Below are 26,176 nucleotides of genomic sequence, written 5' to 3'. Positions count from 1 at the left end.
TAGGCAGATACAAGCAGCCCGGCGCAGGGCCGGGCTGGAGTCAGTGAACGGCGGAGCTGTAATGCGCCTGGAAGTCACTGAACAATATCGTTGGGGACAGTCCGCCAAGAACATTGATTTCGTCCTCGGCTTTTTGTTTCTTGTCCCGATCATCAACTATGAACAATACATCAACTGGCTCTTCGGATTTATTGATGATCACGGCCTTCCTGAGCCGAGCATTGATTGACTGTTGCACCGGAGCGACAGCATCAACGTATGTATCTCCCCACAAGAAGTCGAAGGTGACATCAACCTTGCCTACCCTGAGAGCAGCATTTCTGAGCAGCTTCCTTTCCGGGTCTTTGGCCCGAAGCAGCATTTCAACTTCCTCAGTCAACGAGAAGTCAGTATCTCCTTCAAAAAACCTGTCTTCCTCCCAGGTAGCAATCGCAGCCATAAGCCGAAGAATCTTCGCTCCCCAAATATCGAGATCATCTTCGGGAAAAACGCATTCAAAGGCGCCTGCGCTGGTCAATTCAAAACCGTGGCGGACGCCAAGATTCTCGAGACCTTTCCAGTTTCTCTTGTCGCCGAGAGCGTAGCCAAGCGAGCGAAGCGCGAAAATTGTTATTCCGTCATCGGTAAATTCAATATGGTTTCCACGCTTAATCAGGTAGAAATCGAGAGGCTTTCCCCCTGGCAAGGTTATAGGCGTGCTTATGTAGGTAGCCGGTCCGCTACCTACATTAACGGTCTGGCAATGCCATCCCGATTTTGAGAAAAAATCTCCGCATCCAATGCTGCACATACCCTCACCCAAATAGATCGTCCTCGAAAGGAGTCGATATTGAACGACCACTGCTGCTTACAATTCTAGCGTGGCGCACGAATCGCTCAACCCACCGGCGCTCGGTGGCACCACTGATAGACGACCGGACCTTTTTCGTCACTTGAGCCAAACGCTCGTCACCAAGATGAAGGTGAGGCCCGAACATGTCCATTCCTTTTTCTCTATGGGATCGCTCATGCTCTGGCCAAACCTCAAGCATGAAAACGCGGCGCTTTTCCTTGCCCTCCCGGTACATAAGCCCATAACTAACCCGCTCGCCCATCCTCCCAGGCTGAAACTCGCCCTTGAAGTATAGATGCGGAATGGTAACGCGACGATCATCCAGCAGCATGCTGGTAGCTTCAAGCCATCCGCTGTGGGAGGGCTTTTCGGACCACTCCACATCTTCCGATAGAAATTTTATCCGCTGGCACCACTGGCGACAGTCGTCTAGCCAGGTGTCTTTGTGCATTACCACTCCTTGATGTTGTTGACGTACTCAGCCTCACCCGCGCAGTCATTCCCGCCTTCGCCTATCTCCATCCCCTAGTTTATGGTCGACCGCAACGTCAGATCTGCGCTAGACCGCTTGAAAGGGGCGATCCTCTTGAAGGCCGAGACGCAGCCTCCTGATTCGGCCCGGTTAACCGTGCCTGGGTCAAGAGTTCTAAGGCGATCAGTGACAGTGACGTGTTCCAGCTTTCTTGTCGTTATGACAGCCCTGGCTGTCCGTGCGGCCACCGTGAGCGATTGCAGAAACAGAGGCGACTGCGAGAACTGCGGCCAGTACAAGGGTGATGATTTTCATAGTCCACTTCCTGTGATGGTTTCCTTTGACGGATGCGCAGAATTTAGCACCATTAATTCGCCACTACGAGATGAAGGTAGCCCTCTCGTTCGGCCTGGAGAACGTGCCCCCCCTAATCGCTTATCAGCGATGCGCCGGTTTGAGGCGCTGATGTTCATGTTCGTCTACGTCGCATTCACGGCTGCCTGGTTTGGCTTTGCCGACGGAAAATCGAGGACAGACCACGTTTGAGCTGGTAATCGGACCGTATCACAATCGTGGTCGGCCCCCGTTTTCCCTCAAACGGTAAAATCCTTGATTATCTGGTCTAGTGCAAAAGGATGGGCTGCGAGTGCCAACTCGATATCAGCCCGCAATTCAGGATGGATTTCGACTCGAATAACCACTATCCGACTTGATCGATCAGACGCTGAGTGTTGCGTGTCGTCAGGGTTTTCAGCCCTTCCAAGTCGATATCGCTCTCGATGATATTCGGAACGATGGTGCGTTGGCGTATAAGGGAATCATTCATCGCCGCGACCGAGCGTGCCTTAGCTACAGCTCGAAGCAGCGTATTGAGCTCTTTTTCGCGCCCAAGCGGAGCGCCAACTTCACGGAGCTTCTTCTCTGCGAACCTCAGGTTATCTGCGACCAGGCCAAAAGGGTGGCCTTCCAGATAACGTTCGGGAACGCTTTCCTCGCATAAAATCTTGGTGCATTGACTCATGTCTGTATCGAGCTTGCTCAGATCGGCAACAACACGTTTCATAAGAAACTGCACATTAACGCCACCGATACGCCTATCCATCGCCTTACCAAACCTCTTTCCTGAAAACGCTCAGAGCGTAACGCGATAAAAAACCTCCGGCGAGGGGCTTGGGGTCAGATTAGTGCCCTTGAAGACATTTTCAGAAACTTCCTACGTCGCAGCGTTAAAAACCCCCAGACGCAAAAAGGGCCCACCTTTCGGTGAGCCCTTCTAGACCGCCCAGCAGAGCGGATTTTGTTTGGTAGGCGCGATTGGACTCGAACCAACGACCCCCACCATGTCAAGGTGACCGTGAAGCAAGTGTAACGTCATGAAAAATAAAGGAAAGTTTACCCCTGCCGAGTGTTTTAAATTCGACGTATCACCCTATAAGAATCAATAACTTAGCCTTGTATATTCCTACAGTATTGCCCCTCCTCCGGCGTCCTGCCGACCGAACACACCCCTCATTCAATACGGGCACCATGCCAGCCTGGCCTGGGTTATTCACCCAAGCTGGAAACCTTGGCCTTCTGGTTGAGCACGCCCAAGATATCCCCTTCAAAGTGCCTGACGAACTCGATCGATCCGCGCTTGGACAGATGGTATGTGTCACTGTAGAAAACGCCATCATCACCAATGGCCCGGCAGTAGCCACCCGAACAAAAGGCCTGATACGGATTCAGGTACGTCACGCCGTCTTTCGAACCTGCATACTCCTCGAGGATCAAGTTCCCTGACCGGGTAGGGATATCTGCTTCTCGCCGCACAAGCTTCGACGCGCAATCGACTGGCAGGTACTTGGGCCTGGCAAAGCAGCCGATGACGTCCGGGTTTCCTGCGCCCGGGACATTGCCTACCAGAATCAACTGGTGCCCGCGAATTGCCTCCCTCAGTTCGTCGATCTTGCCCGCGATGAAGCGGTAGCCCTGATCGGTATTTCCCCCAGGGATTGATGTCCGGGACTCCATGATCCCGCCCATCTGGAGCTGTTCGCCCCAGCTCTCGCTAAGCATCACCGCCGCGCCCGGGCTCTTCTTTATCACCTGAATGGCAGAGTTCAGGGCGCCGGCGCAAAGCTTGTCCCAATCCTCGCCAGGCGTTAGCCGGGTAATCCCCGGCAGAAGGATGCAGCTGGTGGAGCTGATGTAGATGCTCTTCGACTTTGGCCCACCAATGACCTTGTTCAGCCCCTCGGCATAATGGCGGGCATGGCTGTCACCCAGGACCACGAGATCAGCAACTGAAGAGGCCCCGCCGCTGATCCAGCCGTTGTATGGGTAGCTAGCGCCGCCGTACTGGTCGACGTGGAACTGTTTTGAATTATTTAGCTGAGCGGTCACCCATGCGGGCATTGCCCCGGTTCGCCAAGCCCATCCACCACCACCCCATGCGGTAGCCGCTGGCAAGATGAGGGCCATCGATAGCATCGTGCACACAAGACCGAACCGGTAGCCATCTGATGAGGGGCTGTCTGATTTACTCCTTCTGAAAGGAGTCTCAACGAAGGTATAGAGCAGCCACCCAAGCAATATCGAAATAGCCACTATCGCGCACTTTTCCGCCAGACCGAGCGGACTCATGGTGTAATACTTGTAAAAAACGATTATCGGCCAATGGACAAGATATACCGAGTAGCTGATAAGACCGATCTTGATCGACAGTTTGTTGCTGACCAGAAATCCAAGTCTTTTAGACCCGCATGAATAAATTACCATGGCGGTGCCGATGCACGGAATCAGTGCATTGTAAGAAGGAAAAACCGTTCTTTCATCGAATGCGAATATCGAGTAGGAAATCAACGCCAAGCCAATGGCAAGGAGCACATCAAGCAGAATGGAGTCGCGAGACTTTACGGCAGGCAGCCATATGCACAGAGCGCCGATGGCAAACTCAAAAATCCTGAACGGAGTCAAATAGAAGATCGACGATTGACCGTCTGCAAACCATGACGCGATCATCGGACTGATGGTTGAAAGCGTACTGCTATGCCCGTCTTGCAGCACGAGGTTTAGCCCAAGACTGAAAAGCCCGCCAACCACAACAGCGGGAATCAGGAGCGCCCTGGGCAGGTATTTCATCAGCAGGAAAAGGGACAGCGGCCAGATCAAATAGAACTGCTCTTCGACACTAAGCGACCAAGTGTGTAGGAGGGGTTTGAATTCTGATGAGGTATTGAAGTAACCGCTTTCGCTCCAAAAATAAAAATTCGAAAGTGAGAAAATCGAATAGATCAACTCGCCAGCGCTTCGCATGAAATGCTGCGGAGTGAACAAAAGAAAGCCGCCAATCAAGCAGAACACGAAAATAACAAATAGCGCAGGAAACAGACGCCTTACCCTACGCAAATAGAACCGAACAAAATCAAATTTACCTGTCGAGCTTATTTCTGAGTAGATCAGATTTGTTATGAGGTAGCCGCTTATGACAAAAAAAACGTCTACCCCCACATACCCACCTGCAAAAGAAGTAAACCCGGCGTGAAAAAGAAGAACACTAAGGACCGCTATAGCCCTAAGACCATCAATCCCCGATATGTATTTCGACGACACTGCGCCTCCTGACCAATGATGTACCGATATCGATACATTATTGCACAATAAGCGCCGCCAAAAAGCCCTGCTGGTCCTGGCGGCGCATGGCTGGTTAGATGAAGCGGCCTCCAAGAGGCTGGACGCACAGGTTTGTTTCGGCGCTGGCTGCAGTTGGCCCGGCGCCAGTAGCAACGAGCGTCCCGGAAACAACGGAAACCCTACAGCTCGTCGCTTCAACCTCGCCCAGGTAGCCTCGCCTCGATTACTGTATATCCAAACAGTATTCGGCAAGCGATCCCCATCATGAACTTTGAACAAGCCAAAGCGCTTCGGCTTCAGCTATGGCAAAAAAACCTCGACGACCACGATTTTCGAATGAGGAACCCGGAAGCGCATCGCTCAAGCCTTCTTGAATCCTCCGCCCAGCTCGCCGAGGAAAAGCTGATTGATCGAATGGAACAGTTCGCCATGGATGAAATGGCGAATGCCGCGTACTGGCACGCCGTGGAGGAACTACAATCGAACCCGACAATTTTCCGGCCCTCATATGGTTATGACGTCTGCCCCCGGGACGGCGGGCCAAGGATCGGGACGATTTTCCATTCTGTTCTACGCCTGGATGCAAGCAGTAGCGATTCACTCCAGCCCTATGACGGGAAGGTTTACCGGGACGAGACTGGGTTGGTGCTGAAATACAGTTACTCGACGGAAACCGGGAGCATCGAGGGGCTAGTCCTGACGATGGCAGACGGAAGGCAGTTCGACCTGGTCGAGGCCAGGCGAATGGTCCAGGGAAAGGTTTACACGGCCATTGAAGATCCGGACGTGTATCGCTGGATGGTCGATGTCGTCCAGGTCGCTACTGAAACCCGGGACGTCGACATCGTGGAGAGAATCAGGCCCTTTCTGGAACTGGCGAGATTCCGTCAGTGCTCGACGTGCCTAGACCGCTTTGGCAAACGAGAGGATTGCGCTGTATGCGACGGCCTGGGTTTCGTTCCCAAGATCTTGAGCCGTAGCTATCTTCATAATTCAGAGGGCTGAATATGTGTGGACGACTCTCGCAGTACTCCGGCATCCACGACTTCGTGGCGGCCCTGAGCATGCCCAAGGCTTTGGTCAATTCCGCCGGCGACCTGCCGCTGGAGAGGTACAACGGCGCGCCGTCGCAGCAGCTCGCCCTCTTCCACTTGGAGGATGATGTCCTACACGCCGATCTGGTGCGCTGGGGCTGGCGGCCGGCCTGGGCCAAGGACCGCGCCGCACCTATCAACGCCCGGGTGGAGAAAGTCGCCCACGGCCCCTTCTACCGCCCGATCTGGCCGAACCGCGCCATAACGCCGATCAACAACTGGTTTGAGTGGGTCGATGAGGGCGGGCCGAAGAAACAGCCCTACCTGATCCGCCGGCGAGACCAGGCACCTGTCCTGTGCGCGTCCATCGGCCAGTTCCCAACTGGTGGGCGGGAGCCTGGCGAACATGATGGCTTCGTCATCATCACTGCCGACAGCGCGGGTGGCATGGTCGACATCCACGACCGCCGACCGGTGGTGCTGGGCGCGGACCTGGCCCGCGAGTGGCTGGATCCGGCCACGTCCAAGGAACGAGCCGAGCAGATCGTCCTGCACCAGGGAGAGCCCGCCGAGGTCTTCGAGTGGTTCAAGGTGGACCGCGCCGTGGGCAACGTGCGCAACCAAGGCCCCGAGCTGGTCAGGCCTATCGCTGATTCGATTTTCCGTAAAATAGGATCCAACATGTAAGCATTCTCTTACACAACCTATAGGCGAACACTTCAGAAATCGCCGGAGCCAAACCTCATGGGCTCGATTACACTCACCTAGATTAAGGTCCTGCAACACAATCTTCATCCTAGGGGCGTTGAGTTTCTGCCCGGTTGGTCTAAAGTCAGCGCTGTAGCTGGCCGATAGAAGTGACCCGCGCGTTGCTGAGTGGCTGAAGAAAATCGCCGAAGGATCGGTAGAAATCCAAGCCCCCTGCGACTCTATGTTTTCGGAACCTACCGATGAAGAGAATGCTCGCCTCGACGCGGCCATGGCTTCTATTTTCGGCTGAGATCTAGTGCTCACAGAAGCCTGGCCTGGTGCCGGGCTTTTTATTGGACGCGTATCTCACGGTCAAACGATTAGTACTATTTTCGATTCAGCTCCCTGGCGTACGCTTGGCAAGCCGACAGCTTGATCAGCCCCCGGTCGCCATCGTCGGTGATTCCGATAATTCTTTGAGCATGCGCTGGGTCAAGTTGGGCTCGGCGGGCTCCATGAACCATGCCGACGGCGCCGGAGGCGGCAGGCACTGCGTTACAACTGGTTGAATCCTCGGCGATGAGGACTGACAGCCGCAAATCAGCAGTGGCAAGGCGATCGCGCAGGCGAGCCTGTTTTTTCTCTTCATTGGTCAGTACCTGATGGTGGGTTTGTTCGCTGGTGGCAAGGCTCTGCTCGAGCGACAGGCGCTTTTCCAGTTCCTTCTGGACCTGGGCGGCGGCCGCCTTACTGATCTCGTCCAGGTCGGCCTGGTGCAGGCCATCCTTCTCTGCCAACAGTTTCCCGTAGCGCCAGCCCTGGACCTTCCATGTCGCCCCCACAGCAAGCACCAACAGCACCAGGACGGCGACCACCCAGGCCTTCAGCCCCAGGGGGTTCATGGCACATCCTTGAAGAACACGTGATTGCCCAGGCGCAGGGTCTGCTGGGCATTCTTGGCCCAGTCCGGCGCCTTCGGCATGGTCGTGGCGTAATAGTGGGTCGCGCCGCGGGTGATGTCAGGCTCCTGGCCGGAGATCACCAGGTCGGCCGCCCGCTGCGCCTGGGCGAACTGCTTCGGCGGGATCGGCTTGGCACCGCTCAGGTAGGGATAGTTCGGGTCGTTCTGGTTCCAGCAGCTGAACTGGTACGGCTTCAGGCAGACACCGGCATAGCCCTCCCCCCACCATGACTTGGCCTTTCCGTCGAATACGCGGTTGCGAATGGTCCAGGCGACGGCGATCTGGCCGGACAGGCCCTCACCACGGGCCTCACCCCACAGCGTGCGCGCGAGGATATCGCGGCCCTTCTCGGTTGCAGTCATAACTTTTCTCCGGGCAAAAAAAAATCCCGCTCAATGGCGGGGTGCGGTGTTGGGCTAGGGCTAGATTGCTTCTGCCGCAAGGTTCTCTGGCATTGGCGGCGGCTCAACATATGGCATATTGAGGCGCACATCGATCCAACTGTTGAGCGGGACGTCCATTGGGGCGCCTGGACCGGGGATCATTTCCCCGTCTTCAGAGAGCGTCCAGCGCTGCTTGAACAGCTTTATGGTGACAGTGCCGTCTGCGGCCTCGTCGCTTACGCTCATACCCAGGGTTCGACCCCCATCTGGCGAGCATGGATCCTGTGTCCTCCACCCTTCCAATGCCAGACCTTGAGCTCCCGTGATGCGGTACTCGCCGACGGCGATACGCTGCACGCTTACACCACGTGCCTCGTCATTCGCCACTCCCCACTCCCCTGCTTGCTCGAAAGTCTGCTCCAGCAAGTCACCTCGTTGACTTCCCGTGACGCTGGCAATACGGACAATGGGCGAAGCGGCGGACAGCGCACCGCCCGATCCTCGGGTGGTATTCGCCGTATGGTAAATCTCATTCCAGGAGCTCCAGCCAGAAGCGCCGGTAATACGACGAAAACCGATTTTGTCGGCAGCATAGTCAACAGCGAGCTGCGTGCCATAGTTGCCATTAGCATCATTGGCCAATGCCACATTGAACAGCGAGCCGAAGTTGCTGAAAGTAGGTCGCCCTGTTGTGCTGCTGATGTATCGATAGATGCCTGTCTGCGAAATCAGAGCGCCGTTAATATCCGGCGTGGAGGCAATCCCGGTGGTGAAGCTCGCTCCAAGTCCAAATGCTCCCACAAGCATTGCATTACCAGCACTGGTGCCAGTGTTTACCGTTGCAGCAGTCCCCAGGCCAAGGCCATTCCGAGCCGTTACCTGGGAATTCCCTCCTGTGCCTCCCTGGGCAACACTCAGAGCTGTGGTGAGGCCCGTGAGAGAGGTGATATCCGAGTTCGCCCCGGACTTCGCCGCTACCAGGGTGGCCCGCCCTGCCGCTGAGTCGGGGTCGTTGAGCATCCCCTGCATGAAGGTCGACAGATCCGTAATACCGGTACCGCCCTTGCTCACAGGTAGCAGGTCATAGTTGCCCGTGGTCTTGAGTGCTGCGAGCTGGGCGCCATAGGCCGTGACAATTGCCCGGAGTGCGTCAGCCGAATCCTTAACATAGCCCTGCATTGGCGCCAGCGCATAGCTGCCACCGGATGCCGCCGCGCCGATATACGGAGGGTCGATGGAAATAGCGGTGTTGCTCGCCACGTTGGTGACCTCATACCACCGGCCATCGGGCCCACGAAACGCATCGCCGACTCGCCCGTTCACGATGAAAGCAGTGCCTGTGCCTGTTACAGCATTGGAATTGAGGGTGACGGAAACCGTCCCAGTTTTGTACCAGGGCATATAAAATTTCCTTTATAGTTTTGCGAACACTGCTGGAAGGAAGAAGGCGAACGGGTTATAGCCTGGGGAACCAATCACTATCGCATAAAGATTCCCTCCCGAAAAATCCCACCAACAATACAGTTTTCTATCAAAGGGCTCATATGCGAGCATCGGCATGCTGAAAGTATTTATCAGCATATATTCACCAACCGGAAAATTGAAATCAACCCGATAGTAGTTCCGCGACAGCCCTTGATCAGTGGAATCATTTTTAACGTAAGTCCAATTCTGAAATACTCGGGTAAACCTTGCATAAGGTGTTCCGCTGTCGAACAGCAATTTAGAACTAGAGTCCCATAATCGCATCCCGAAGTTAGCAAGCGCAGTTGCAGCAAAGCCGCAAGCAAAATAAGAGCCGTTCGGCTGTAGCGTGAGTTCGTTGTAGGCCCTTACGTAAAATCCAGTCCACGCTCCAGGCGACCCTATAACCCGCATCAAACACAAACCGGCGATACCAGTACTTCCCGTGGGACGTACAAAAACAAGCGGCGGCTCTTGACTGGTAATAGTTCGAGGAAAGTTTGTAACTGAACCAAGTCCTGACTCTTGAGTTGGCTGATAAGTCCCTTTCGCCAATACAACGAGTCTTGTGAATTCGGAGTCTACAGTTACAACACCGCTGTCATTGGTAAACTCTAATCCATATGACATTATAAGAACCTTATTACAATTAGACGCATAGTTGAACTAGTTGTACTGCTGTACTGCTCATAGGGCGCACCCCTAATATAGCTATAGACCCTAACTGCACCTGAGATAACCTCAGTTTCAAGTTGTTTGTCTGTACCATCTACCCACCCCCCGATTGGGACGACGAACGCCGCCCCGTTTGTAGGGGTTAAACCGGGTACTGAGATTGTCTGGAAAGTCTTGGAATTGCTTCCAGCAACAACACCGCTATAAACAACCCGCATCGTGAACGACGATGGATCTAAGGTGACGTTTCCATCTTCATCCCGGATTTCAAGGCCGAAAGTCATGCTGACAAATCCCCAAGTTGCACGCGCTTAACGCCGCTCGCGTCATATACCTTGATCGCGCGGTTGGTCATGGTCAGGCGTCCGCCACCAGGTGCCGGCCCGTTGAACTCCAGATTACCGGCCTTATCCAGGCGCCATCCCTGCGAGCCGGCAACATAGTTGTCAGATTGCAGGTACTGCCCGATCTTCAACATCGTGATGCTGCCGTCCTGGATGAATGCCGAGTTCATGAACACCTGCCCGCCCTGGACCGCGAACGGAACCGAGACGGCTCCGCCGGCGATGGTATTGACGATGGCGAACCGGTCAGCGCTCACCAAGAACTGGCTTTGCAGGCCGGCCGGGCCGTTCTCAATGCCCAAGGCAACGCCTGCGGTGATGTACTGGCCTGTTCCGGAGTTGTACTGCATCTTCACGGACCAGCTCGCGTTCACCTTCCCGTTCACGTCATTGATGATCGACGTGTTCTGCTGGATAGCTGTTTCCTGCTCGCCGACGGTTGTGCTCAGTTGGCTGAGCTGCTGAGCCGTGGCTTGCTGGTTGGTGACCACCACCTCCTCCAGCAAGGTGACGTTCGCCGCGTTGTCGGCCACCTGAGCATCCAAGGTGGTCAGGCGCCGGGCGGAAGCTTCGTTTTCAGAGGCTCGAACGCTGCTCTCCGAGGCAATCGCCGCCGTGCTGGTCCATCCCTTGATGGCATCGGCCAGCTCGCCTTCCCCGTTGTCGTCGCGATACGAAGCCCGCAAGGCCTCGAAGGCCGTGGCCTGTGCGGTGACCACGCCGTCGATCTCGGTGATATCGGCGGTATTGGTTGCCACCTGCTGCGCCAGACCATTGGCCGTCTCGACCGACTGCCCCACATCGAGCCAGTAGGTGGTGTTTGGCGGCGGCTTGTTAATCGGCACGGGGCCCTTGGCCTGGTACAGCCGCTGTCCCTGACGAACGATGTCGTTTTTGACATAGGTCTTGGCCGGATCATAGAGCAGGATGTCGTCGAGCGCGTCGATCTGGTCCTGGAGGCCGGGTATTTTCTCGATTTCCGTGAGCAGATCCTCACCGAGCTCCGTTTCCGTGATCTGCCCTTTGATCAAATCAAGGATCGGCCCGGCGTTCGAACTGGCCTGGCCCTGCACCCCGTTGCCGACTGGGTACCATGGCCCGATGTTCCCGGTGCGGTCCACCAGGCGCGCCCAGAAAAAGAACGTGGCCCCGGCCAGCAGGCTTTGCAGGTTGTAGTCGTTCTGGGGATACGCCAGGTCGGCCAGCTTCGTGGCGTTCTCCAGCGCGTTGGTCGGGCCATACCAGATCTCTGTCCGCTGGGTGTCTTCGGCGCCAGCAGGGAATCCCCATTTGAGGCCGATGCCGAACAGCAATGAGGTCGCCGTCAGGTGCGTGACCGCCGGCGGCAGGCCTTCCTTGCCCTTGAGCTCGGTCAGCATGGAGTTACGCCAGATCGACGAGATATCGAAGGCACTCACCGCGCGGACGCGGGCCACGTAGGCGCCTGCGTAGATGCCAACCACATCCACGTTGGTTGAGCCAGTGCGCTGGACCTTGATCCAGTTGCCGCTGTCCTTGCGCCATTCGACGTCATACGCCACAGCCCCTTCAACGGGAGGCCAGGTGATGGTCATCGTGGACACGGCAATGCCTTGGGAAACAACCGAGTTCGCCGTCAGGGTGACGCTAGCAGGCGCCGGAACGACGGTGATCGGGATCACGCTGATTGGCCGGTCTTCCAGACGTCCGCCGGTGTCGATGAAAGCGAACTTGCTTGGTTCGTACTGCAGAGCACTGATTTCGAAATTGCCCTCGGTGGTGCGCTTTGTCCGCAGTACCCGGTACAGCGGAATTGCCAGGTCGTCAGCATCGAGCGCCCACTGAAGCTGCGCCCGTGGCGCCTCGCTGTAGGCGACAGTCACGGTCACGGCACGGCCAGCGACACTCTGTACGGTGCGCCCTTCTGCGCGCCCGCCGGGCAGGTTGATGATTAATCGGTCCCCGGCCTTCGCCTGGGTGTCACGGTCCAGAGTCACCACGCGACCGGCCACGGCTGAGATACGCCCGCCAATCTCCCGGCCGGCCAGCAGCGAGTCGGCCACCGGGATGATGTGGCCCGGGAGCGGTATTACACCCTCCATCCCGGTCTTGAAGGTGACGGTGCGGTCCAGGTTGTTGCTTAGGACCGCCCACTTGCCCCGGCGCTGGGCCTCGGAGGCGCGGGTGCAGGCAATGGCGCTCAACTCGGTTGGCCGGTCCCCATAGCGGCGCTGAAGGCTCAGATCAGAAAACGGAATGACGTCGGTGTCGTAGTTGTTCGCCGGGTTGTCGTAGCTGACCAGGGCCCGGGTATAACGGGTCTTCGCTGAGGCGCTGCCGTAGGAGAATTTCCCGTCGATTACGTTCGCCCGGGTGAAGACGTAGTCGAAGTCCTGCGCACGCGGCATGTCGGCCTGCATGATCAATTGGCCCTGAGCCCAGTAGGTCATCCCGCGGTAGATGCCGGAGATGTCCCGCAGCAGCGTCCAGGCGTCGGCCTTGCCTTGCAGGTTCATGTCACAGAGAAAGCGCGGTTCTGTGCCGCCCAGGCCATCGGGAACGAGCTGGTCGCAGTACTGAGCGATCCGGTATAGCTCCCACTTGTCGACCATGAACGCCTTGATGCGCTTGCCCAGGCCGAAACGGTCCTCAGTGCAAACGCCGTACGTGATCCAGGCCGGGTTATTGGTCCAGGCCAGCTTCATGCTGCCGTCCCACGTGCCGGTATAGGTGCGGCTGATCGGGTCGTAGTTGCTCGGGACCTGCCATTTCCGGGCCTTGCACTTCACGGTAACGGCCGGGATGTTGGTGAACTGCTCGGCGTCGAACTCGATGTACAGCAGCGCGGTGTTTGGGTAGCGCAGCTTTGCGTCGATTACCTCGGTGAAGCCGGCGATCAGCATCGTGTCGGCAATCTTGTTGCTGTTCTGGTTGGGTGTGAGGCGCCGGACGCGGATCTGCCAGCCGGTGGTTGCCTCTGGCAGATCAACGCGCCTGGACTGCTCGTAACGGGTGGTCGTCTTGCCGTCGACAGCGGCGATAAGCACTTGCTGGTAGGACCCGCCGTCGGTAGCTACGTCAATGGCATACTCGATCCGGTAGCCACCAATGCCTTGGTCATCCTGCCGCTGAAGCGCGGGCCAGGCGAAGCGCAGGCGCACGGCCGACAGCTGAATGTTCGTCACCGAGCGAACCCACGGCGCATCGCTGCGCAGCTCAATGTTCAACGAGGTTTCGTTCTCTACCGATGGAATCCCTGGGATATAGGCCTGATCCACGGAGCCCGGGCGCCAGTCCCATTTGACGTTTGGAAAGTTGACGTTGCCGCTGGCGTCGTTGATCGGCGTGTTGTCCAGGTAGATGTCAGCAGCCGTGGGCACCCCTTCAAACTCGCCCTCTCCCACAGCAATGAGCAGCTTCGCGACGTTCGTCGAGCGCAGGTTGTCGCTGACCTCGGTCGGGGACTTAGGCTTTTTGTCTCCGCCCTTCGCGCCGTGGATTTCTATCTGCTGTGCTGCGCCCATGCTTTCCTCCAGGCGAAAAAAAGCCGCCTCGTGGGCGGCCTGCTTGTTGCGGTACGGTTACGTTTTGTCTTCGGCGTAGATCGAGGCGGAAATGATCATCCCACCCCACCGGCGCTCGCCGATGCAGATCGGGACAGGGTTGCCGCTGGCCGTGGTGTTCTTGGCGCTGCCGAAGGCGTAGGACGGTGCGTTCTCAGGTCCGGCACTTTGCTTGAGTCCAGAGGCCTGGGGGCTGAGCATCTGGATGACGCCGCCGGCGATGAGGCCAATGCCCGCAGGAGTCAAATATGGTGCAGTAACCGGAAATACATAGGAAATCGCCAGCAGAACCACACCCACTACAGTCTGCAATACGCCGCCTCGCTTGCTGCCTTCAACCACTGGAACGATTCGAATCTCGCGCGTTCCGCCCAGGTCAAACTCTGTTTCCCCTACGTTCCTACGATTGCGGAACACAGCGAAGCGCATCCCCAAGGAGGCGAGCCGTTTGATTTCCTTTTCGAATCCATCAATGGTGCAATTCAACGCTTTGAACACCTCACGAGAGGTTCCAGAGTCGATCTGCTTGGGATGATCGCGTCCAAACTTCCTGGCCAGCGACCCTGACAGCTTGACCATAGTCATGCCTGAATTGAATGAAACAGCGTCGGCCATCGCCTTCTCCTTCCATAAAAAAACCGCCTCTCGGCGGTTTCGTTTTTATCGACATTTTTGAAGCGAGTCTCGAAGAGCTCCTCGTCCCAGCTGCGACCATGCAACACGCTGGTATAGCTTGGCGACGCTGCCAGACTTGGCATGGCTTATGTCCAGCACATCGTCGGTTTGCTGCGCGAAACCGCTTACAAGGCGATATCCGGCCGGCGTTTCGCTCATGCTCGCATTGGAGTTGTGCTCCTGCCATTCAGGGAACACACAGAGGGCGAAGGCTTTCGGCGCCTTGGTGGATGTAACAGTGACTGCCGGGGCTGATGACATCAGGTCGGATGGCGATGAGCACCCCGCCAGCAAAGCGACAGCTACCGCGCCTACGAACAATCTCATGGGGTCACTCCTGTGGAAGATGGCCACAAGATATCAGAAATGAAAAAGCCCAGCGGGATGGCTGGGCTATTAGGGGGTTCTGTCGATTTCTTTATGTGTACCTATACGCCTCAACTCCGCTACGGTACCAATCAACTCAAAGCTGAGCTTATGGCTGTGATTCGCAGTGATATGAATCGTATAAATACCCGGCCTTTTATAGCCAGACAGCTTTTCCAGGCGCAGCTTTTTGGGCTGAGGGTCTTGCAGGAGCAGTCGATACGCTTCCTTAAAAGCGCTCTTTACGTCCTCCGGTAGCGCCTTGTAGGAGTTCTTAAACGACTTCCGGCCCATGTCGATGGCCGCAATCTCCAGCCTCACAGATCGTCGAGGAATTTGTCGATTTCGGCTGGATCACTCATAACCGCTGGGGTGTGAGCGACCTCTTTATCCGCATTACTCTCCAGAATGCTCCAGCGGAGATCCTCGGTCAGCGCATTCAGCGAAGTCAGTTCTTTAAGCAAATTCGCATACGCATCCACAACACCGTCTTCATCACTGAGACGTGTATCGTTGATGGCGCACTGCATTTTTGCCTTCGATTCCGCGTAGGATTTAACCAGGCTGTCTTGCAGCTTTTCCAGAACAGGAACCACGTTCTCTTCTGGAATCAGCTTTGAGGCCTCTCCAGAAGCAATGGATTCTTTGACTCCAAGAAAAGCAGTTGCGGCTGCGTTGAGAAGCCGGCAGTGATGGGAGATGGCTTCAATTGTGCCGTCAATATCTCTTAACAGGTCAAGAGTACGAACAGCGCCAACACCCATCAGCTCCGCTGCAAAAAGCGCATCCGCTAAATGGTGATGGTTTGCCGAATTCATCATAAATTCCTTTATTGAAACCCTGGCGAAGGGTTCGCCGGAGCGCGATTATCTCTTCGTTGATGTCCATGTCAACAGAAATCCGCGACACAAAACCATTACTAACGATTGCGTGTCGCTCGTACGGTGACTATAGATCAGACGGCCACACAAACAACTGGTTCATGAAGCGTATCGGCTCTCAATACGATAGGTTGAATTGATTTCAGTCAAATGACTGGGTATTCGGTCGTCCGCCTGCGGCCTACTGCGCCCGTTTGTGCCGGAGAACAAGTCGCGTTCGATCCAGCCATGGCCCGCCGAACACAATGATTTCCGACGGGCGGCCATATAGGTGGTGCAGCAGGAACGGCCCTGGGCCGAAGGTCGCCGACTCCTCACCGGGCAGTGCCGGGTTGGCGTCAAGGAAAATCCCGGCGTGGTTCGGGTGAACCGTACGGCCCACCTCCATGACGACCATGTCACCGCGCTGTGGCTGGTCGACCCGGTAGAATCCGGCAGCTTCGTAGTTCGCCTCGTACAGACTGGCGTTGGTCTTGCTCTCCCACCAGCCGTCGGCGCGTTTGAAGGCTTTGAACTCAAGCCCCCACTCGCGCCTGTACCAATCGGCGCAGACCTGCCAGCAGTCCCAAGCGCCGTGTACGAATGGGCGTTTCAGCAATGGGGTCTCACCAGTGGGCACCACCGTCCGCAAGTCGCCCTCCGGCCAGCTCAGGATGTGCCAGGGCATTGCCGTTGCTTCGCACATCGCCAAATCGCGCGGTGACGGTCTGCTGGTGGCGTCCGGGTGCGAGTGAACGATGCCGATCACTTCGCCCAGGTCTTCAGCCGCGGCGTATTCCTCAGGATCTATGCGGAACTCCTCGTTCGGCTCGGTCGCGGTGTTCGTGCAGGGGAAGTACTGCTGCTTCCGGCCCAGGGCCAGCAGCAGCCCACAGCACTCTTTCGGGTACTCGGCCGCTGCGTGCGCCTGAATAGCGCCCAAGATGTGTTTGCGCATGGTCAGCTCCGGGCGATCAAGGAAACAGCAGGGAAACCGCCGAATGGCAAGGCGTTGCCCTCGCCGAAGCGTGGAATGCACCCCCGGCCAAGCGTAGCGTCACACTCATCCAGCTCCGGGTTGTCCGTGCCCACCCCGTCCTTTGTCACGTAGGGCCCGGTGTAGCCGCAGTTAGGCCCACGGTAGCCGCCGGTCAGGCACCAATGGCACAACGTCGTGGCCTGGCGCCCGATGGACTCCCCGCCCACGTCGCCCGGGCTGGCAAGTTCCCAGGTGACCGTCTCCCCGTCCTCGTTCGTTTTCTGGTCGATGTACCAGACCTCGATCGTCTCCTGGGTCGGATCTGCCTGGGGATTCCCGCCAGGGAAGTTCTCAGCGTCCAGGTACGTGCCCAGCGTGTGCCGCATGGTCAACTTGAACTCCAGCAGGTCGTCGAAGGCCAGGCACAAGGCTGTGATCCGGCCATTGACGTTACCCACCGACAGCGTGGGGCGAACCGCCGTGCCGTCGCCGTTGGATTCGATGCCGTCGATCTGCATCGGCCAAGCGCTGTACTCGTTGCCCTGCCAGTAGATCGGCTTTGCGGGCAGTTCATCGGCCGCAGCGCCGGCGGCGATCAACTCGGCCTCGGTGTGTGGAATCGCGTGTCCGTGGAAGCGCAGGATGTCCGCGCCGTAGTCGGAGCCATCCAATTCAAAGAGCAGCACTTCGCTGCCAGGTTCGAGAACCTGGATGTCACTGATCAGCGGCATGGTTGCCCCTTATGGATGGAAGGCCCGCGTGAACGTGGCCGTCAGTTTGAAAACACCGCCCCCCACCGGGGTTGGCACAGGATTGACGCAATCGAAAAGACCCAACTCGCCGAGCGGGGTCGTCCAGAGGAAGGCCTTCGTGCCGGCGTGCCGGTCCAGAAAGTCCATGATCTGCAGCACGCTGGTCTTCGACCCGGTGTAGGTGATCGGGTAGGAATCTTCCTTGTTATTCGGCCCGTCGCCGGCGGTCTGCTTGTAACCACTGCCGAACCGGGAGGTGCGCACCCGATAGGTAATCTCGGGTGCGTCTCCGTGCTGGGTGGGCCAGGTGAATGTTTCGATAGCCATCAGCCCCTCCCATTGATAACGCGCCAGATGGCGCCGCCTGGCTGCAAGCCCCTGGCAATTGCTGTTTCGGCTTCGGTCTTGGCCGCTAGCTGGATGCCCCTACCCAGCTGCGTGGTGTCTTCCGTGGTAGTTGCGCCACCATCACCGGTGGTTTGCACGGAGACGGCGACGGGGAAGTTGTAAACGTTCCCGCCACCGCTACCGCCACCCGAGATAGCGCGAACGCCCAGTTGGCCGCCAGCCGTGCGGGTCAGCGGCATGATCGCCTCTTCCCCGGCCTCGCCCATTACCCCAATACCGCCACCGGACATGCCGAACGCGGTCGGCTTGCTCACGATGGAGTTGGTGAAGGCTCCGCCATTGGCGAACATCTGCACGCCGCCCGACCACGCACCGCCCTTGGCCTGAATGCTGCCCGGGGTGAAGCCTGATAGGTCGCCGGAGTAGCCTGCCTGGGTGGAGCCGGCCGACGTTGCGCCGCCACCGAAATACGATCCGGCGGCAGAGGCCGCAAGGCCGAACAGAGCCTCCATTGCTGAAGACGCCGCGGCCCGGGTCGCAATACGCGCCATGTCCGCTAGGATGGACTTGGTAAAATCCGCAAAGGACAACTTCCCGGTCATGGCGAAGTTGACGATGGCGTCCTCCATCGAGCTGAAGGCATTGGTGAACAGACTTTTCGTCTGTCCGGCCACGTCCCGCGCCGACTCCAGGTAGTTCTGCCAGGCCGACGATGCTCCAGCGCTCCAGCTGCCCTGGGCTGCGGTCATATCGTCGTAGTTGGCCTGCACTGTGTCGTGCAGATCCTGCTGCGTGGCTTTCAGTGCGTTGAGCTTCTGCGTGTACTCGTCGAGGCTCATGCCGCGCGAGCCGTCGCCGTACTGATTCGCCAGTTCGAGCCGCTGCTGGTTGATGCGATCGTCGATGCCGTTCTGCTGATCTGTCAGCCCACGTTGCCGATCACCCTGACCCAGGCCGGATGCTGCTCGAATCCCCTGCTCTCGAAGCGTTTCAACTTGGCGTTGCAGTGCCCCGGTATAAGTGTTGACGGCCAGGGCCTGTTTCTTTAGGCGGCCCTCTTCGTTCGCGGACAGCACGGCCAGCTCAGAATCGGATTCCTTCTGAGCCTTGACCATCGCCGAGCGCGCGTCAGCAATCTTCTGGTCCAACTGGATACGCTGGGCGGCTGACGTACCGGCTTTACCCTTGGTCGCCTCAAGCGCCGAGATTTCCGCCTCGTAAGCGGCGGTTACTTCGTCGCGCTGATTGCCGATCATCGCCTGGCGTTTCAGCAGATAGTCAGACTGCGAGACAAGACCAGCTTTTTGGGCTGCGTCCAGTTCCTTTTGGGCGTTTTTGTAATCGGACAGAATTTCGTTGAGCGCGTTTTTCGAGTTGTTGAAGCTGGTCAGGTCGACAGCACCTGCAGCCGCCTTCGGATCCTTGAACTGGTCGTTGATATTCGCAATGTTCTTATCGACCACGGCCTGATTCAGACGCGCATCGTTGGGGCTGACTTTGCGAATATCGTCGAGCTGCCGCTTGTACTCCTTCAGTGCGTCGGCGCGCTTTTGCTCATTCGTCCAGGCGGACTTGCTCAAGGCATCAACTTTGCCCATCGCCGTGACAGCATTCCGCTGAGCTTTGGCCTGCTCACCTTCCCACTTGGCGATGTCCTCCGCCGCAGCCTTCTGATCCTCGAGCATGTTGAGCTGGTTGCCATAGAGCTCAACCATTTCCTTCTGGTTCTGGAACGCCCCGACATTCCCTGACTGGGCCTGCTCCAGGTTTCGTCGGGTCTGGTCGATGTCAGCATCGATATCGGGACGCCCCAGGTTCTTCAGGCCATCCGCTGCCCGAGCTACCGCGTTGTACCCCTTCTCCCAGAAGCTCAGGTTCTCCAGAATTCTCGGAGTCCGCTCGTTGATAGCGTCGGCGTACTGCTCGGTTGCCAGCTTCACCGCGCCGGCATGGTCGCCCTGTTTCTCGAGCGCAATGATCTGCGAATAAACCGAGGCCGTCAGATAGTGGTATTGCTCATTGAGCGCAGCCGAGGCCTTCACCGGCTCATCGGCGATCTTTTCGAACTCGGCTACCGTCTCCTTGACTGCTTTGCCGGTGGCTTCCCGCATCGACACAGCGGCCTGGGTTATGCCCAGGAAGCTTTCGCCAGCGATCTTGCCGTTCCCGGCCAGCAGCGCCAGAACTTCGGCGGCCTGCCCGGTTGTGCCGACTGTAGCGCCCACCTGGCGCGCCAAATTCCCAAGCTGCCCAGCGCTCACGCCCGCATAGTTGCCGGTCAGTATCAGCGACTTGTTGAAGCTATCCTGCTCTTCGCTACCCTTGTAGTAGGCCACCCCGAGCGCGCCAACCGCGGCAGTAGCAAGAGCGATCGGGGCCAAGATGGCAAGGAGGCCGGCAGCCGAAGCGCCAGCGCCCGCTCCCAGCTGGGCGACAGCGCGCACGCCGCTGCCCCAGTCACCCGAGGACAGCGCATTACCCAGTTGAACAACGTTTTCCTGGGCTTGGCGGGTGCCAAGGCGCAGCTTGTCGAATCCGGTGGCGGTCTTTTCGAGCTTCGCGTAGTCGTTGTCGATCTTGCTCAGCGAGGAATTGAACTCATCCTGACTGATCCGACCGGCGTCCAGATGCCTGCCCAAATCCTCAACTTGCTTGTCCAGCTTCGCCAGTGCCGCGCGGGCCGGGTCAATGGCGCCCAGGAGGCTGTTCAGGGCCTTCTGCTCATCCATGGTGGATTTCGCAAGGGCTACCTGTTGCTTGTCGAGCTGAGCGGTAATCTTGGTGAATTCAGCCTCGCCATAGGCCCCGGTCTTGGTCAGTTTGGTGAGAGCGTCTCTCTGCTTTGCTAGGTCCTGGGTGGTTTTTGCACCGGTGGACAGCGACTTCTCCAGGGCCTGCATTTCGTTCATCAGCGAAACAGCAGATTGCTCGGCCCGGCCGCCGGCCTTCGCCATTTCATCCAGGCTCGTCTTAGCCTGGATTGCATCGGCCGAGTCGATTTTGACGCCGAGTTCTGCAATGTTCATCGACTCACCTTGAATAAGTGCCCGCTCTCACGGGCGGTTATCACGTAGCTCAGCCATTACTGCGATCGCTTCCGACTCCATCACTCTGACGTCCTGGAAAACTGTCGACCGATCCTTTGCAGGCACACCAATTAGGCGCATCACGCTTGGCAGCACGGCATAATCAAGCCCGGTAGCACCGCACGCTCCGGTGCGCCACTGCGTCCCCATGGCGTCCATGACGAGGAACGAATGCCAGGCGTCCGGCCAGACCTCGAACGTCTCGTCATAGTCTTCAGGGGAAAATCCGAATACCGCCAATTGCTCGGCGGTTGCGGCTGGCTCGTAGAGCGCCCGGGCGGCGGCCGTCAGTTTCCCAAGCGAGCCTTGCCGAAGGCGTCGCTGTACGCCTTCACAACAGCATCCGAAACACCGATGCAGCTCTTCACCAGCGCGGTGATGGATTCGTCGTTCAGCTTGTCGCTGAAACCCCAGGCCACGACCAGATCCCGAACCTGATCGACACCCTGCTCGACTTCCGCCTGGGTGATATCGGAGATGGTTGGCTCAGTGCCTTTGAAACGTTCGTTCAAGGCTTCAGCCTTTGCACTCCAGGCGTCAAACAGCTCAGCCAGGGCGGTGCGGTCGCGGTATTGAAACGTGAACGGGACCATGACCGGCTTGCCGCCCACCTGGGGTATCGCTACGTCGACCGTAAAGGTCGGCTTCGGCGCGATTGAAAACTTTGCCATGAGGCCTCCTTAGGCGTTGTAGCGAGTTGGACGGGACGCGAACGACAGGGTGATGGTCCGGGTCATGATGTTGTTCCGGCTCAGCGTCGGCGTCGCAGTGATCGACACGTAGGCGTAGTAGAGGATGGTCGAGCCAGACGGGAGATTTGCGCGGATCAGCCGCGGCTCCTTGTCTTCGTCCGCAGCCTCAACGACCGCAACGAACGGCTGATTGGGATCATCTGCCACTGGCAGCGTCATGCTGCTGGCCGATTTGGTGGTCGGGAGCTGACGGTCGTCGTCATCCTCCAGGAAGCCGTAGGTCAGGAATTGCTGTTCACCACCGTTGGCGGCCGGCTCAGTGATCTGGGAAATTTGAATAAAACTGGAGGCGGCTCGGACAGAGCCTGCCCCAGAACCAGCCGGGAAACTCTTGACGCTGGTAGTGTTGATCCCTTCCGCGGCGAAGTCGCCGACATCGGAGTCAATTACCCGAGCCGGGCGGCCGTTGAGTTTTGCCCAGCCCGAGTCAACGACGATAATGTCGCCATCGGCCAGGCCGTGAGCCGCTGCGGTCAAGACAGCCGGATTGGCGTTGGAAATTGCAGTGAACGGCTTCGCAGCGCTCATGACGCTGGCGATTTCGAAGGTAGTGCCGTTGGGAATCGAGACGCTCATGGGTTTTCCTCTGTGCAGAAATGACGAAACCCGCTCGATGGCGGGTTTCTGGGTTGCCCAACGGGCGGATTAAGTGGTGTCGGCTCGGTACTGGAACGAGACGGGCAAGGCGAACGCGGTGTTCTCAGTTTGTTCGGGACCTGGCTCAACCGGAGTCATGATCAGGGCTGTGAGGCCGTTGCGAATCAACCGGTCGTTGAGGGGGTATAGCGCTGCGAGTTCGTCAGCGATCGTCTCTGCACCCGAGGGGCCATTGCCTGTCGGTGTCACGATGGTGATTTGAAATACGCCGGTGTACAGCCGGTGCGCACCGGCCAGGTCGTTGCTGTCGGTACCTGCTGGTAGAAGGAACGCCCTGAGGTACGTTTCACCGCTGTTCGGAGTGAATGGCACGTTCTGGTAGGCGATGCGCAACGTCGGCGTTCGAGCGGATGCCCAGGCCTTCAGGCGCGACTCCAGCAACGCGCGGATTATCTTGTGGCTCATACCTGGTTGTTCCTGATGGCCTCCAGCACGATCTGCTGGAAGCGGGCCACGGTGATACGGACCATGCCGCCCGGGGCCTGGGTCGAATGCCCGAACTCGAGCGGGATGGCGTACGGTAGGTTGTTCACGATGAAAGCCGTCTGCCCCGCTTTGAATTCAAGCGCACCATTGACCAGCCTAGCCGTGGCGGCCTCGCCCGTCGGGTCTGGTTTAATTCGAAAACTGTTGTCCGGGGAGCCGATGGAGAAATTCCAATTCCCGCGGAACCGACCGCCCACATAATCCTGACCGGCAACCAGCCCGTTCACGTTGAAGTTCTGGTCGCGCTCGGTCTTCGTCAGCGGCTTGGCATATTTCACGCCGCGCTTGAGGTTGCCCGCCTTCGTGAAGTTCGATTCGTTCAGGTTGATGAGAGTATTGCGGACCGCGACTTTGAAGTCGTAGTCATCAGCAGCGCGGGAACTGGCCTCGCGATGAGCAACGTTGGCAGCCCATACTTCAGGATTGCCCACCGGCGACATGCGGATGATGCTGCTGCCAGTCTCGATGATAATTTCGCGCAGGCTCGCGTCGATTGCTTCACTGGCCTGGGCGGCGAACTCGGCCAGGCTCAGCGCGAAACTGCCGGACTGGCCCGCGCCCGCGCGGCTCATGAACGCACCTGCAATTCATACAGGATCGGCGTGCCGGCTGGGTTGATCTCTTTCAACGGCGGAACGATTGACCAGGTGCGGTTCTTCGCGACCACCTTGTCCAGCAATCCAGGCACCCAGGCCAGGCCCTGCGCGGCGATCTTCAGCTTCTTGTCGCCCTGCCTGATGAGGCTGTTGGTTTGGAATTCTTGTCCAGTGAAGTCGAGCAGGATGCCCTGGGCAGTTTGTTCGATAGTCGCGCCTGGCACTTCGACGCCCTGATCGGGATCGTATTCGCCCGGCTCCGTCCTGCTGATGGTCACAGGCTGGCCGAACTCTGTGATCATCTCCAGAGCCATCACGGCCATTTCGTCGTAGAAGGCCATGGTGGCTCCAAATGTGAAAAGCCCAGCGCGGGGGCTGGGCTTCTTCAAATACCTCGGATCAACCGAAGGTTAATGTAACTTTCGCTTTGGATGGATCTAACGCATTCAGGATGTCCACGCCAACTTCCGGGAGCAACATCCATTGAGGTTTGCCAAAAGTCTGCGGATATCCCATCCCGCCCTCTTCAAACCAGCGACACGCGACACTCAGATCGGATTGACCATCCCAAAATCCCGAAGCGATCGCAAATTCACCATTGTTGAAAATGATGCTCTGTACCTTAAATTTGTTGGTGCTATTCAACATACTTATAACCTCTGTCGTTATCTGATAACCCCGACCGTTTTCAGCCACCACGTTTGCGGCTCTACTCACTTGGGGAGGAGCAAAGATCTTCTGATTCTCTCACCGCGTCAACTGGGGACCACCATTACGCTCTCACAGCGAACAGTCCACGCTTCTGTAGGTAGTCGGCAAACTGCGTAGCACTCGGTCGGTCAGGCGCCGCCGGTAGGAGTCGGCCGCTGGTGTTTGGGATCGTCGCGTACTCGCGAGTTACCGCGCCCTCTACACGCTCCAGAGTCACAGCACCCTTGCGCTTCTCCACCGGGTCGATGTCGTCCTGATGAATCTCGGCGGCCAGGGCCATCTGGCCGTACTGGATCCGCGCCGGAAGGTAGTTGTCTGGCTTGATCTGGCAGTCCAGCTCAACACCCCGGCGCGGCCAGGCCAGCGCCTGCTCGCTGCTCATCTTGCGGCCTTTCCAGGTCTTGCCATCCATCGCCAAGGCAGCCCGGCGCAGCAACGCTTCCTGCTCGGGAACGCCTGCGGGGATGACCGTGCCGAACTTCACGGCATACAGGGCCAGGTCCTCAGCGCTCGCGTAGCTTTCGGCGTCAGGCTTGCCGGTGCCGTCCTCGATGATGAGTGTCATGAGTTATTCCGCAGGAATGAGTTTTACAAGATCGGCTTTCGGGGCTTTCGGGTCGAACTCGACGCCTCGGGCAGTCAGCCAGTCGCGCAATTCTGCCACACCCATCTTCGCGGGATTGGTTTCGACTTCGTCCGCCGCATACTCGGGTTTCAGCTTAGCCTTGGGCGGGCTATCGGCTTCATTGTCGCGGCTCTCGGTAGCGCTCGCATCGATGATGCGCAGACCGGCCTTCTTGGCCAACGCCTTCACATCGTCTTCGTAGCGGTGGAATGGCCCGGGAAGGTACCAAATGTTGTTATCAGTCATCGTTGCTACTCCGCTGCGCCAGAGCCCATTGCCCCGGCGCAGTCATTGAGGGGTTACTTGGAAGCGTCACCGATCAGAGCAACACCAGCGGTGTGCTTGATGCTGGTGGCGGTCTTGTCCCAGTTGGTACCGGTCGCCAGTTCAGCGTCGGTTGGCGACTTGCCGCCGGTGGTGGTGTCCCAGGTGTAACCCTTAAGGCCCAGGCCGAAGGTGTAGTCGGTTTGCAGCGTGGTTTCGATACGCTCCTTGCCATTGTCGGTCGAAACGTTCGAGATGATGTCGCGGCCGTCGTGGACCAGGGCTGCGCCTTGAACCAAGGACAGGATGATCTCTTTGTTCGGGGTGCCGGCCTGCATAAGCGCCGGTGCGTCCGTCACAACGGAGATCTTGCCGAGAATGTCCACAACGCGGACGTTGCCTGCCTGGAAAAGCTGCTGTTGGTTCGCCAGGTTCTGGCCGACCAGCTTGTGGTAGCTGGTGCCCTGCATCACTTGGGTGACAAGGTTCTGGCTTGCGTCGCCGAACTTCGCGTGAGCGTTGTTCAGGCCCGCGTAGGTGATGCCGTCGGTAGCCGACACATCGTTGACCGCAGCGGCCTGGGCAGTGACCGCAGCTACCAGGGCAGCGATTGCAGTGTTCAACTGGTCCTTCAGCAGGATTTCAGCGAATGCGCGGCTCGCAACCTCGATGCCTTGCGCGGTCGGGCGCTGCAACCAAGTCATCTGGGATGGCTCATAGCGGATCGGACCAAAGCCGCCGGCAACTTTCACCGAGGTGTTCTTCAGTTCGGTCAGGTCGGTAGCAGCAACCGCGGTGTTTGCGCTGTAGCGATCCACGCGACGCTGGGCCGCTGCCAGAGTCTGGAAGAACGACTCTTGGAGGAAGTCGCCGGTGAAGCCGTCCGGAGACAGCACGATTGCTCCGCGGCTGGCGGCGTTGAAAGCGGCGAGATACTGATCCAGCGTCTCGAGAGTCGCCGGCATGATGTATTCGTTAAAAACCTGCATTTGCGACAGGGACATGA

General features: G+C 57.9%; 28 protein-coding genes, 1 tRNA gene and 1 pseudogene. 2 read left to right on the top strand and 28 right to left on the bottom strand.

What is annotated here, in order from left to right; translation table 11 throughout:
- Positions 1-40 precede the first annotated feature (40 nt).
- The 6 genes from J3P88_RS10530 to J3P88_RS10505 all read right to left on the bottom strand — a co-directional run bounded on the left by J3P88_RS10530 (position 41) and on the right by J3P88_RS10505 (position 4,898).
- The gene (locus J3P88_RS10530; protein WP_208666149.1) at positions 41-802 is read right to left on the bottom strand and encodes a DUF1828 domain-containing protein; all 762 of its coding nucleotides are present in this window, start codon (positions 800-802) and stop codon (positions 41-43) included.
- The gene (locus J3P88_RS10525) at positions 795-1,283 is read right to left on the bottom strand and encodes a hypothetical protein (RefSeq protein WP_434575099.1); all 489 of its coding nucleotides are present in this window, start codon (positions 1,281-1,283) and stop codon (positions 795-797) included. The genes J3P88_RS10530 and J3P88_RS10525 overlap by 8 nt, the downstream gene beginning before the upstream one ends.
- A gap of 204 nt (positions 1,284-1,487) precedes the next feature.
- Complete coding sequence (locus J3P88_RS10520) at positions 1,488-1,619, bottom strand: YHYH domain-containing protein (protein WP_208666147.1); 132 nt, start codon at positions 1,617-1,619, stop codon at positions 1,488-1,490.
- 385 nt (positions 1,620-2,004) lie between these two features.
- A complete protein-coding gene (locus J3P88_RS10515; protein WP_434575096.1) occupies positions 2,005-2,406 on the bottom strand; it encodes a hypothetical protein in 402 nt (133 codons plus the stop codon).
- Between the two features lie 200 nt (positions 2,407-2,606).
- Positions 2,607-2,735, bottom strand: a tRNA-Ser gene (locus J3P88_RS10510).
- 114 nt (positions 2,736-2,849) lie between these two features.
- Positions 2,850-4,898, bottom strand: coding sequence for an acyltransferase family protein (locus J3P88_RS10505; RefSeq protein WP_434575094.1), 2,049 nt, complete (start codon positions 4,896-4,898; stop codon positions 2,850-2,852).
- Between the two features lie 285 nt (positions 4,899-5,183).
- Between J3P88_RS10505 and J3P88_RS10500 the strand changes: the two genes are divergently transcribed.
- Positions 5,184-5,924 (top strand): hypothetical protein, encoded by a 741-nt coding sequence (locus J3P88_RS10500; RefSeq protein WP_434575092.1) that lies wholly within the window; start codon positions 5,184-5,186, stop codon positions 5,922-5,924.
- Between the two features lie 2 nt (positions 5,925-5,926).
- The gene (locus J3P88_RS10495; RefSeq protein WP_434575090.1) at positions 5,927-6,640 is read left to right on the top strand and encodes an SOS response-associated peptidase family protein; all 714 of its coding nucleotides are present in this window, start codon (positions 5,927-5,929) and stop codon (positions 6,638-6,640) included.
- A gap of 389 nt (positions 6,641-7,029) precedes the next feature.
- Here J3P88_RS10495 and J3P88_RS10490 read toward each other — a convergent pair whose 3' ends face one another.
- The 22 genes and pseudogenes from J3P88_RS10490 to J3P88_RS10385 form a co-directional block, all read right to left on the bottom strand.
- Positions 7,030-7,545: a lysis protein gene (locus tag J3P88_RS10490; protein WP_434575088.1), complete on the bottom strand. Its 516-nt coding sequence runs from the start codon at positions 7,543-7,545 to the stop codon at positions 7,030-7,032.
- On the bottom strand, positions 7,542-7,967 hold the full coding sequence (locus J3P88_RS10485) for a cell wall hydrolase (protein WP_434575086.1): 426 nt from the start codon (positions 7,965-7,967) through the stop codon (positions 7,542-7,544). Before J3P88_RS10485 ends, J3P88_RS10490 begins: the two co-directional genes overlap by 4 nt.
- A gap of 912 nt (positions 7,968-8,879) precedes the next feature.
- Positions 8,880-9,389: pseudogene (locus J3P88_RS10480) on the bottom strand (tail fiber domain-containing protein); the annotation flags it as partial.
- 12 nt (positions 9,390-9,401) lie between these two features.
- Positions 9,402-10,082, bottom strand: a complete 681-nt coding sequence (locus J3P88_RS10475) for a hypothetical protein (protein WP_434575084.1) — start codon at positions 10,080-10,082, stop codon at positions 9,402-9,404.
- Between the two features lie 325 nt (positions 10,083-10,407).
- Positions 10,408-13,974 carry a host specificity protein J gene (locus J3P88_RS10470; RefSeq protein WP_434575082.1) on the bottom strand — a complete coding sequence of 1,189 codons (3,567 nt, stop codon included), beginning with the start codon at positions 13,972-13,974 and terminating at the stop codon, positions 10,408-10,410.
- A gap of 57 nt (positions 13,975-14,031) precedes the next feature.
- Entirely contained in the window at positions 14,032-14,628 is a 597-nt protein-coding gene (locus tag J3P88_RS10465; protein ID WP_186707491.1) for a tail assembly protein, read from the bottom strand.
- A gap of 45 nt (positions 14,629-14,673) precedes the next feature.
- On the bottom strand, positions 14,674-15,015 hold the full coding sequence (locus J3P88_RS10460) for a hypothetical protein (RefSeq protein WP_186707490.1): 342 nt from the start codon (positions 15,013-15,015) through the stop codon (positions 14,674-14,676).
- A gap of 356 nt (positions 15,016-15,371) precedes the next feature.
- The gene (locus tag J3P88_RS10455) at positions 15,372-15,872 is read right to left on the bottom strand and encodes a hypothetical protein (protein WP_434575079.1); all 501 of its coding nucleotides are present in this window, start codon (positions 15,870-15,872) and stop codon (positions 15,372-15,374) included.
- A gap of 244 nt (positions 15,873-16,116) precedes the next feature.
- Positions 16,117-16,872: a C40 family peptidase gene (locus J3P88_RS10450; RefSeq protein ID WP_434575077.1), complete on the bottom strand. Its 756-nt coding sequence runs from the start codon at positions 16,870-16,872 to the stop codon at positions 16,117-16,119.
- 2 nt (positions 16,873-16,874) lie between these two features.
- Positions 16,875-17,624 (bottom strand): phage minor tail protein L, encoded by a 750-nt coding sequence (locus J3P88_RS10445; protein WP_434575075.1) that lies wholly within the window; start codon positions 17,622-17,624, stop codon positions 16,875-16,877.
- A 9-nt stretch (positions 17,625-17,633) separates the two neighbouring features.
- Positions 17,634-17,972, bottom strand: coding sequence for a phage tail protein (locus tag J3P88_RS10440; protein WP_434575073.1), 339 nt, complete (start codon positions 17,970-17,972; stop codon positions 17,634-17,636).
- Positions 17,972-21,019 (bottom strand): phage tail tape measure protein, encoded by a 3,048-nt coding sequence (locus J3P88_RS10435; protein WP_434575071.1) that lies wholly within the window; start codon positions 21,017-21,019, stop codon positions 17,972-17,974. The genes J3P88_RS10440 and J3P88_RS10435 overlap by 1 nt, the downstream gene beginning before the upstream one ends.
- 27 nt (positions 21,020-21,046) lie before the next feature.
- Entirely contained in the window at positions 21,047-21,319 is a 273-nt protein-coding gene (locus tag J3P88_RS10430; protein ID WP_149632442.1) for a DUF1799 domain-containing protein, read from the bottom strand.
- A gap of 47 nt (positions 21,320-21,366) precedes the next feature.
- A complete protein-coding gene (locus tag J3P88_RS10425; RefSeq protein WP_149632443.1) occupies positions 21,367-21,750 on the bottom strand; it encodes a phage tail assembly chaperone in 384 nt (127 codons plus the stop codon).
- A 9-nt stretch (positions 21,751-21,759) separates the two neighbouring features.
- Positions 21,760-22,407, bottom strand: a complete 648-nt coding sequence (locus J3P88_RS10420; protein WP_431145040.1) for a phage tail protein — start codon at positions 22,405-22,407, stop codon at positions 21,760-21,762.
- 69 nt (positions 22,408-22,476) lie between these two features.
- Complete coding sequence (locus J3P88_RS10415) at positions 22,477-22,893, bottom strand: DUF4128 domain-containing protein (protein WP_434575068.1); 417 nt, start codon at positions 22,891-22,893, stop codon at positions 22,477-22,479.
- Positions 22,890-23,546 (bottom strand): hypothetical protein, encoded by a 657-nt coding sequence (locus tag J3P88_RS10410; protein WP_434575066.1) that lies wholly within the window; start codon positions 23,544-23,546, stop codon positions 22,890-22,892. Before J3P88_RS10410 ends, J3P88_RS10415 begins: the two co-directional genes overlap by 4 nt.
- Entirely contained in the window at positions 23,543-23,911 is a 369-nt protein-coding gene (locus J3P88_RS10405) for a hypothetical protein (RefSeq protein WP_434575064.1), read from the bottom strand. The genes J3P88_RS10410 and J3P88_RS10405 overlap by 4 nt, the downstream gene beginning before the upstream one ends.
- 58 nt (positions 23,912-23,969) lie before the next feature.
- A complete protein-coding gene (locus tag J3P88_RS10400) occupies positions 23,970-24,218 on the bottom strand; it encodes a hypothetical protein (RefSeq protein ID WP_434575062.1) in 249 nt (82 codons plus the stop codon).
- Between the two features lie 124 nt (positions 24,219-24,342).
- Positions 24,343-24,846 carry a DnaT-like ssDNA-binding protein gene (locus J3P88_RS10395; RefSeq protein WP_434575060.1) on the bottom strand — a complete coding sequence of 168 codons (504 nt, stop codon included), beginning with the start codon at positions 24,844-24,846 and terminating at the stop codon, positions 24,343-24,345.
- A gap of 3 nt (positions 24,847-24,849) precedes the next feature.
- A complete protein-coding gene (locus J3P88_RS10390; RefSeq protein WP_434575059.1) occupies positions 24,850-25,152 on the bottom strand; it encodes a HeH/LEM domain-containing protein in 303 nt (100 codons plus the stop codon).
- 53 nt (positions 25,153-25,205) lie between these two features.
- Positions 25,206-26,174, bottom strand: a complete 969-nt coding sequence (locus J3P88_RS10385) for a major capsid protein (protein WP_434575057.1) — start codon at positions 26,172-26,174, stop codon at positions 25,206-25,208.
- Between the last annotated feature and the right edge of the window lie 2 nt (positions 26,175-26,176).

This window comes from Pseudomonas sp. Z3-6 (assembly GCF_051131985.1).
In the GTDB taxonomy this organism is placed as follows: Bacteria; Pseudomonadota; Gammaproteobacteria; order Pseudomonadales; family Pseudomonadaceae; genus Aquipseudomonas; species Aquipseudomonas zanjanensis.
This window is presented reverse-complemented; position numbering and strand designations above follow the sequence as displayed.

Coding starts and splice junctions, on each gene's coding strand:
- J3P88_RS10435 (WP_434575071.1), bottom strand. CDS start 21,019: ATGAACATTGCAGAACTCGGCGTCAAAATCGACTCGGCCGATGCAATC.
- J3P88_RS10440 (WP_434575073.1), bottom strand. CDS start 17,972: ATGGCTATCGAAACATTCACCTGGCCCACCCAGCACGGAGACGCACCC.
- J3P88_RS10460 (WP_186707490.1), bottom strand. CDS start 15,015: ATGAGATTGTTCGTAGGCGCGGTAGCTGTCGCTTTGCTGGCGGGGTGC.
- J3P88_RS10500 (WP_434575092.1), top strand. CDS start 5,184: ATGAACTTTGAACAAGCCAAAGCGCTTCGGCTTCAGCTATGGCAAAAA.
- J3P88_RS10465 (WP_186707491.1), bottom strand. CDS start 14,628: ATGGCCGACGCTGTTTCATTCAATTCAGGCATGACTATGGTCAAGCTG.
- J3P88_RS10525 (WP_434575099.1), bottom strand. CDS start 1,283: ATGCACAAAGACACCTGGCTAGACGACTGTCGCCAGTGGTGCCAGCGG.
- J3P88_RS10425 (WP_149632443.1), bottom strand. CDS start 21,750: ATGGCAAAGTTTTCAATCGCGCCGAAGCCGACCTTTACGGTCGACGTA.
- J3P88_RS10445 (WP_434575075.1), bottom strand. CDS start 17,624: ATGCCGCTGATCAGTGACATCCAGGTTCTCGAACCTGGCAGCGAAGTG.
- J3P88_RS10400 (WP_434575062.1), bottom strand. CDS start 24,218: ATGTTGAATAGCACCAACAAATTTAAGGTACAGAGCATCATTTTCAAC.
- J3P88_RS10495 (WP_434575090.1), top strand. CDS start 5,927: ATGTGTGGACGACTCTCGCAGTACTCCGGCATCCACGACTTCGTGGCG.
- J3P88_RS10410 (WP_434575066.1), bottom strand. CDS start 23,546: ATGAGCCGCGCGGGCGCGGGCCAGTCCGGCAGTTTCGCGCTGAGCCTG.
- J3P88_RS10450 (WP_434575077.1), bottom strand. CDS start 16,872: ATGCGCAAACACATCTTGGGCGCTATTCAGGCGCACGCAGCGGCCGAG.
- J3P88_RS10395 (WP_434575060.1), bottom strand. CDS start 24,846: ATGACACTCATCATCGAGGACGGCACCGGCAAGCCTGACGCCGAAAGC.
- J3P88_RS10405 (WP_434575064.1), bottom strand. CDS start 23,911: ATGGCCTTCTACGACGAAATGGCCGTGATGGCTCTGGAGATGATCACA.
- J3P88_RS10475 (WP_434575084.1), bottom strand. CDS start 10,082: ATGTCATATGGATTAGAGTTTACCAATGACAGCGGTGTTGTAACTGTA.
- J3P88_RS10390 (WP_434575059.1), bottom strand. CDS start 25,152: ATGACTGATAACAACATTTGGTACCTTCCCGGGCCATTCCACCGCTAC.
- J3P88_RS10515 (WP_434575096.1), bottom strand. CDS start 2,406: ATGGATAGGCGTATCGGTGGCGTTAATGTGCAGTTTCTTATGAAACGT.
- J3P88_RS10455 (WP_434575079.1), bottom strand. CDS start 15,872: ATGAATTCGGCAAACCATCACCATTTAGCGGATGCGCTTTTTGCAGCG.
- J3P88_RS10470 (WP_434575082.1), bottom strand. CDS start 13,974: ATGGGCGCAGCACAGCAGATAGAAATCCACGGCGCGAAGGGCGGAGAC.
- J3P88_RS10520 (WP_208666147.1), bottom strand. CDS start 1,619: ATGAAAATCATCACCCTTGTACTGGCCGCAGTTCTCGCAGTCGCCTCT.
- J3P88_RS10485 (WP_434575086.1), bottom strand. CDS start 7,967: ATGACTGCAACCGAGAAGGGCCGCGATATCCTCGCGCGCACGCTGTGG.
- J3P88_RS10385 (WP_434575057.1), bottom strand. CDS start 26,174: ATGTCCCTGTCGCAAATGCAGGTTTTTAACGAATACATCATGCCGGCG.
- J3P88_RS10415 (WP_434575068.1), bottom strand. CDS start 22,893: ATGAGCCACAAGATAATCCGCGCGTTGCTGGAGTCGCGCCTGAAGGCC.
- J3P88_RS10420 (WP_431145040.1), bottom strand. CDS start 22,407: ATGAGCGTCTCGATTCCCAACGGCACTACCTTCGAAATCGCCAGCGTC.
- J3P88_RS10490 (WP_434575088.1), bottom strand. CDS start 7,545: ATGAACCCCCTGGGGCTGAAGGCCTGGGTGGTCGCCGTCCTGGTGCTG.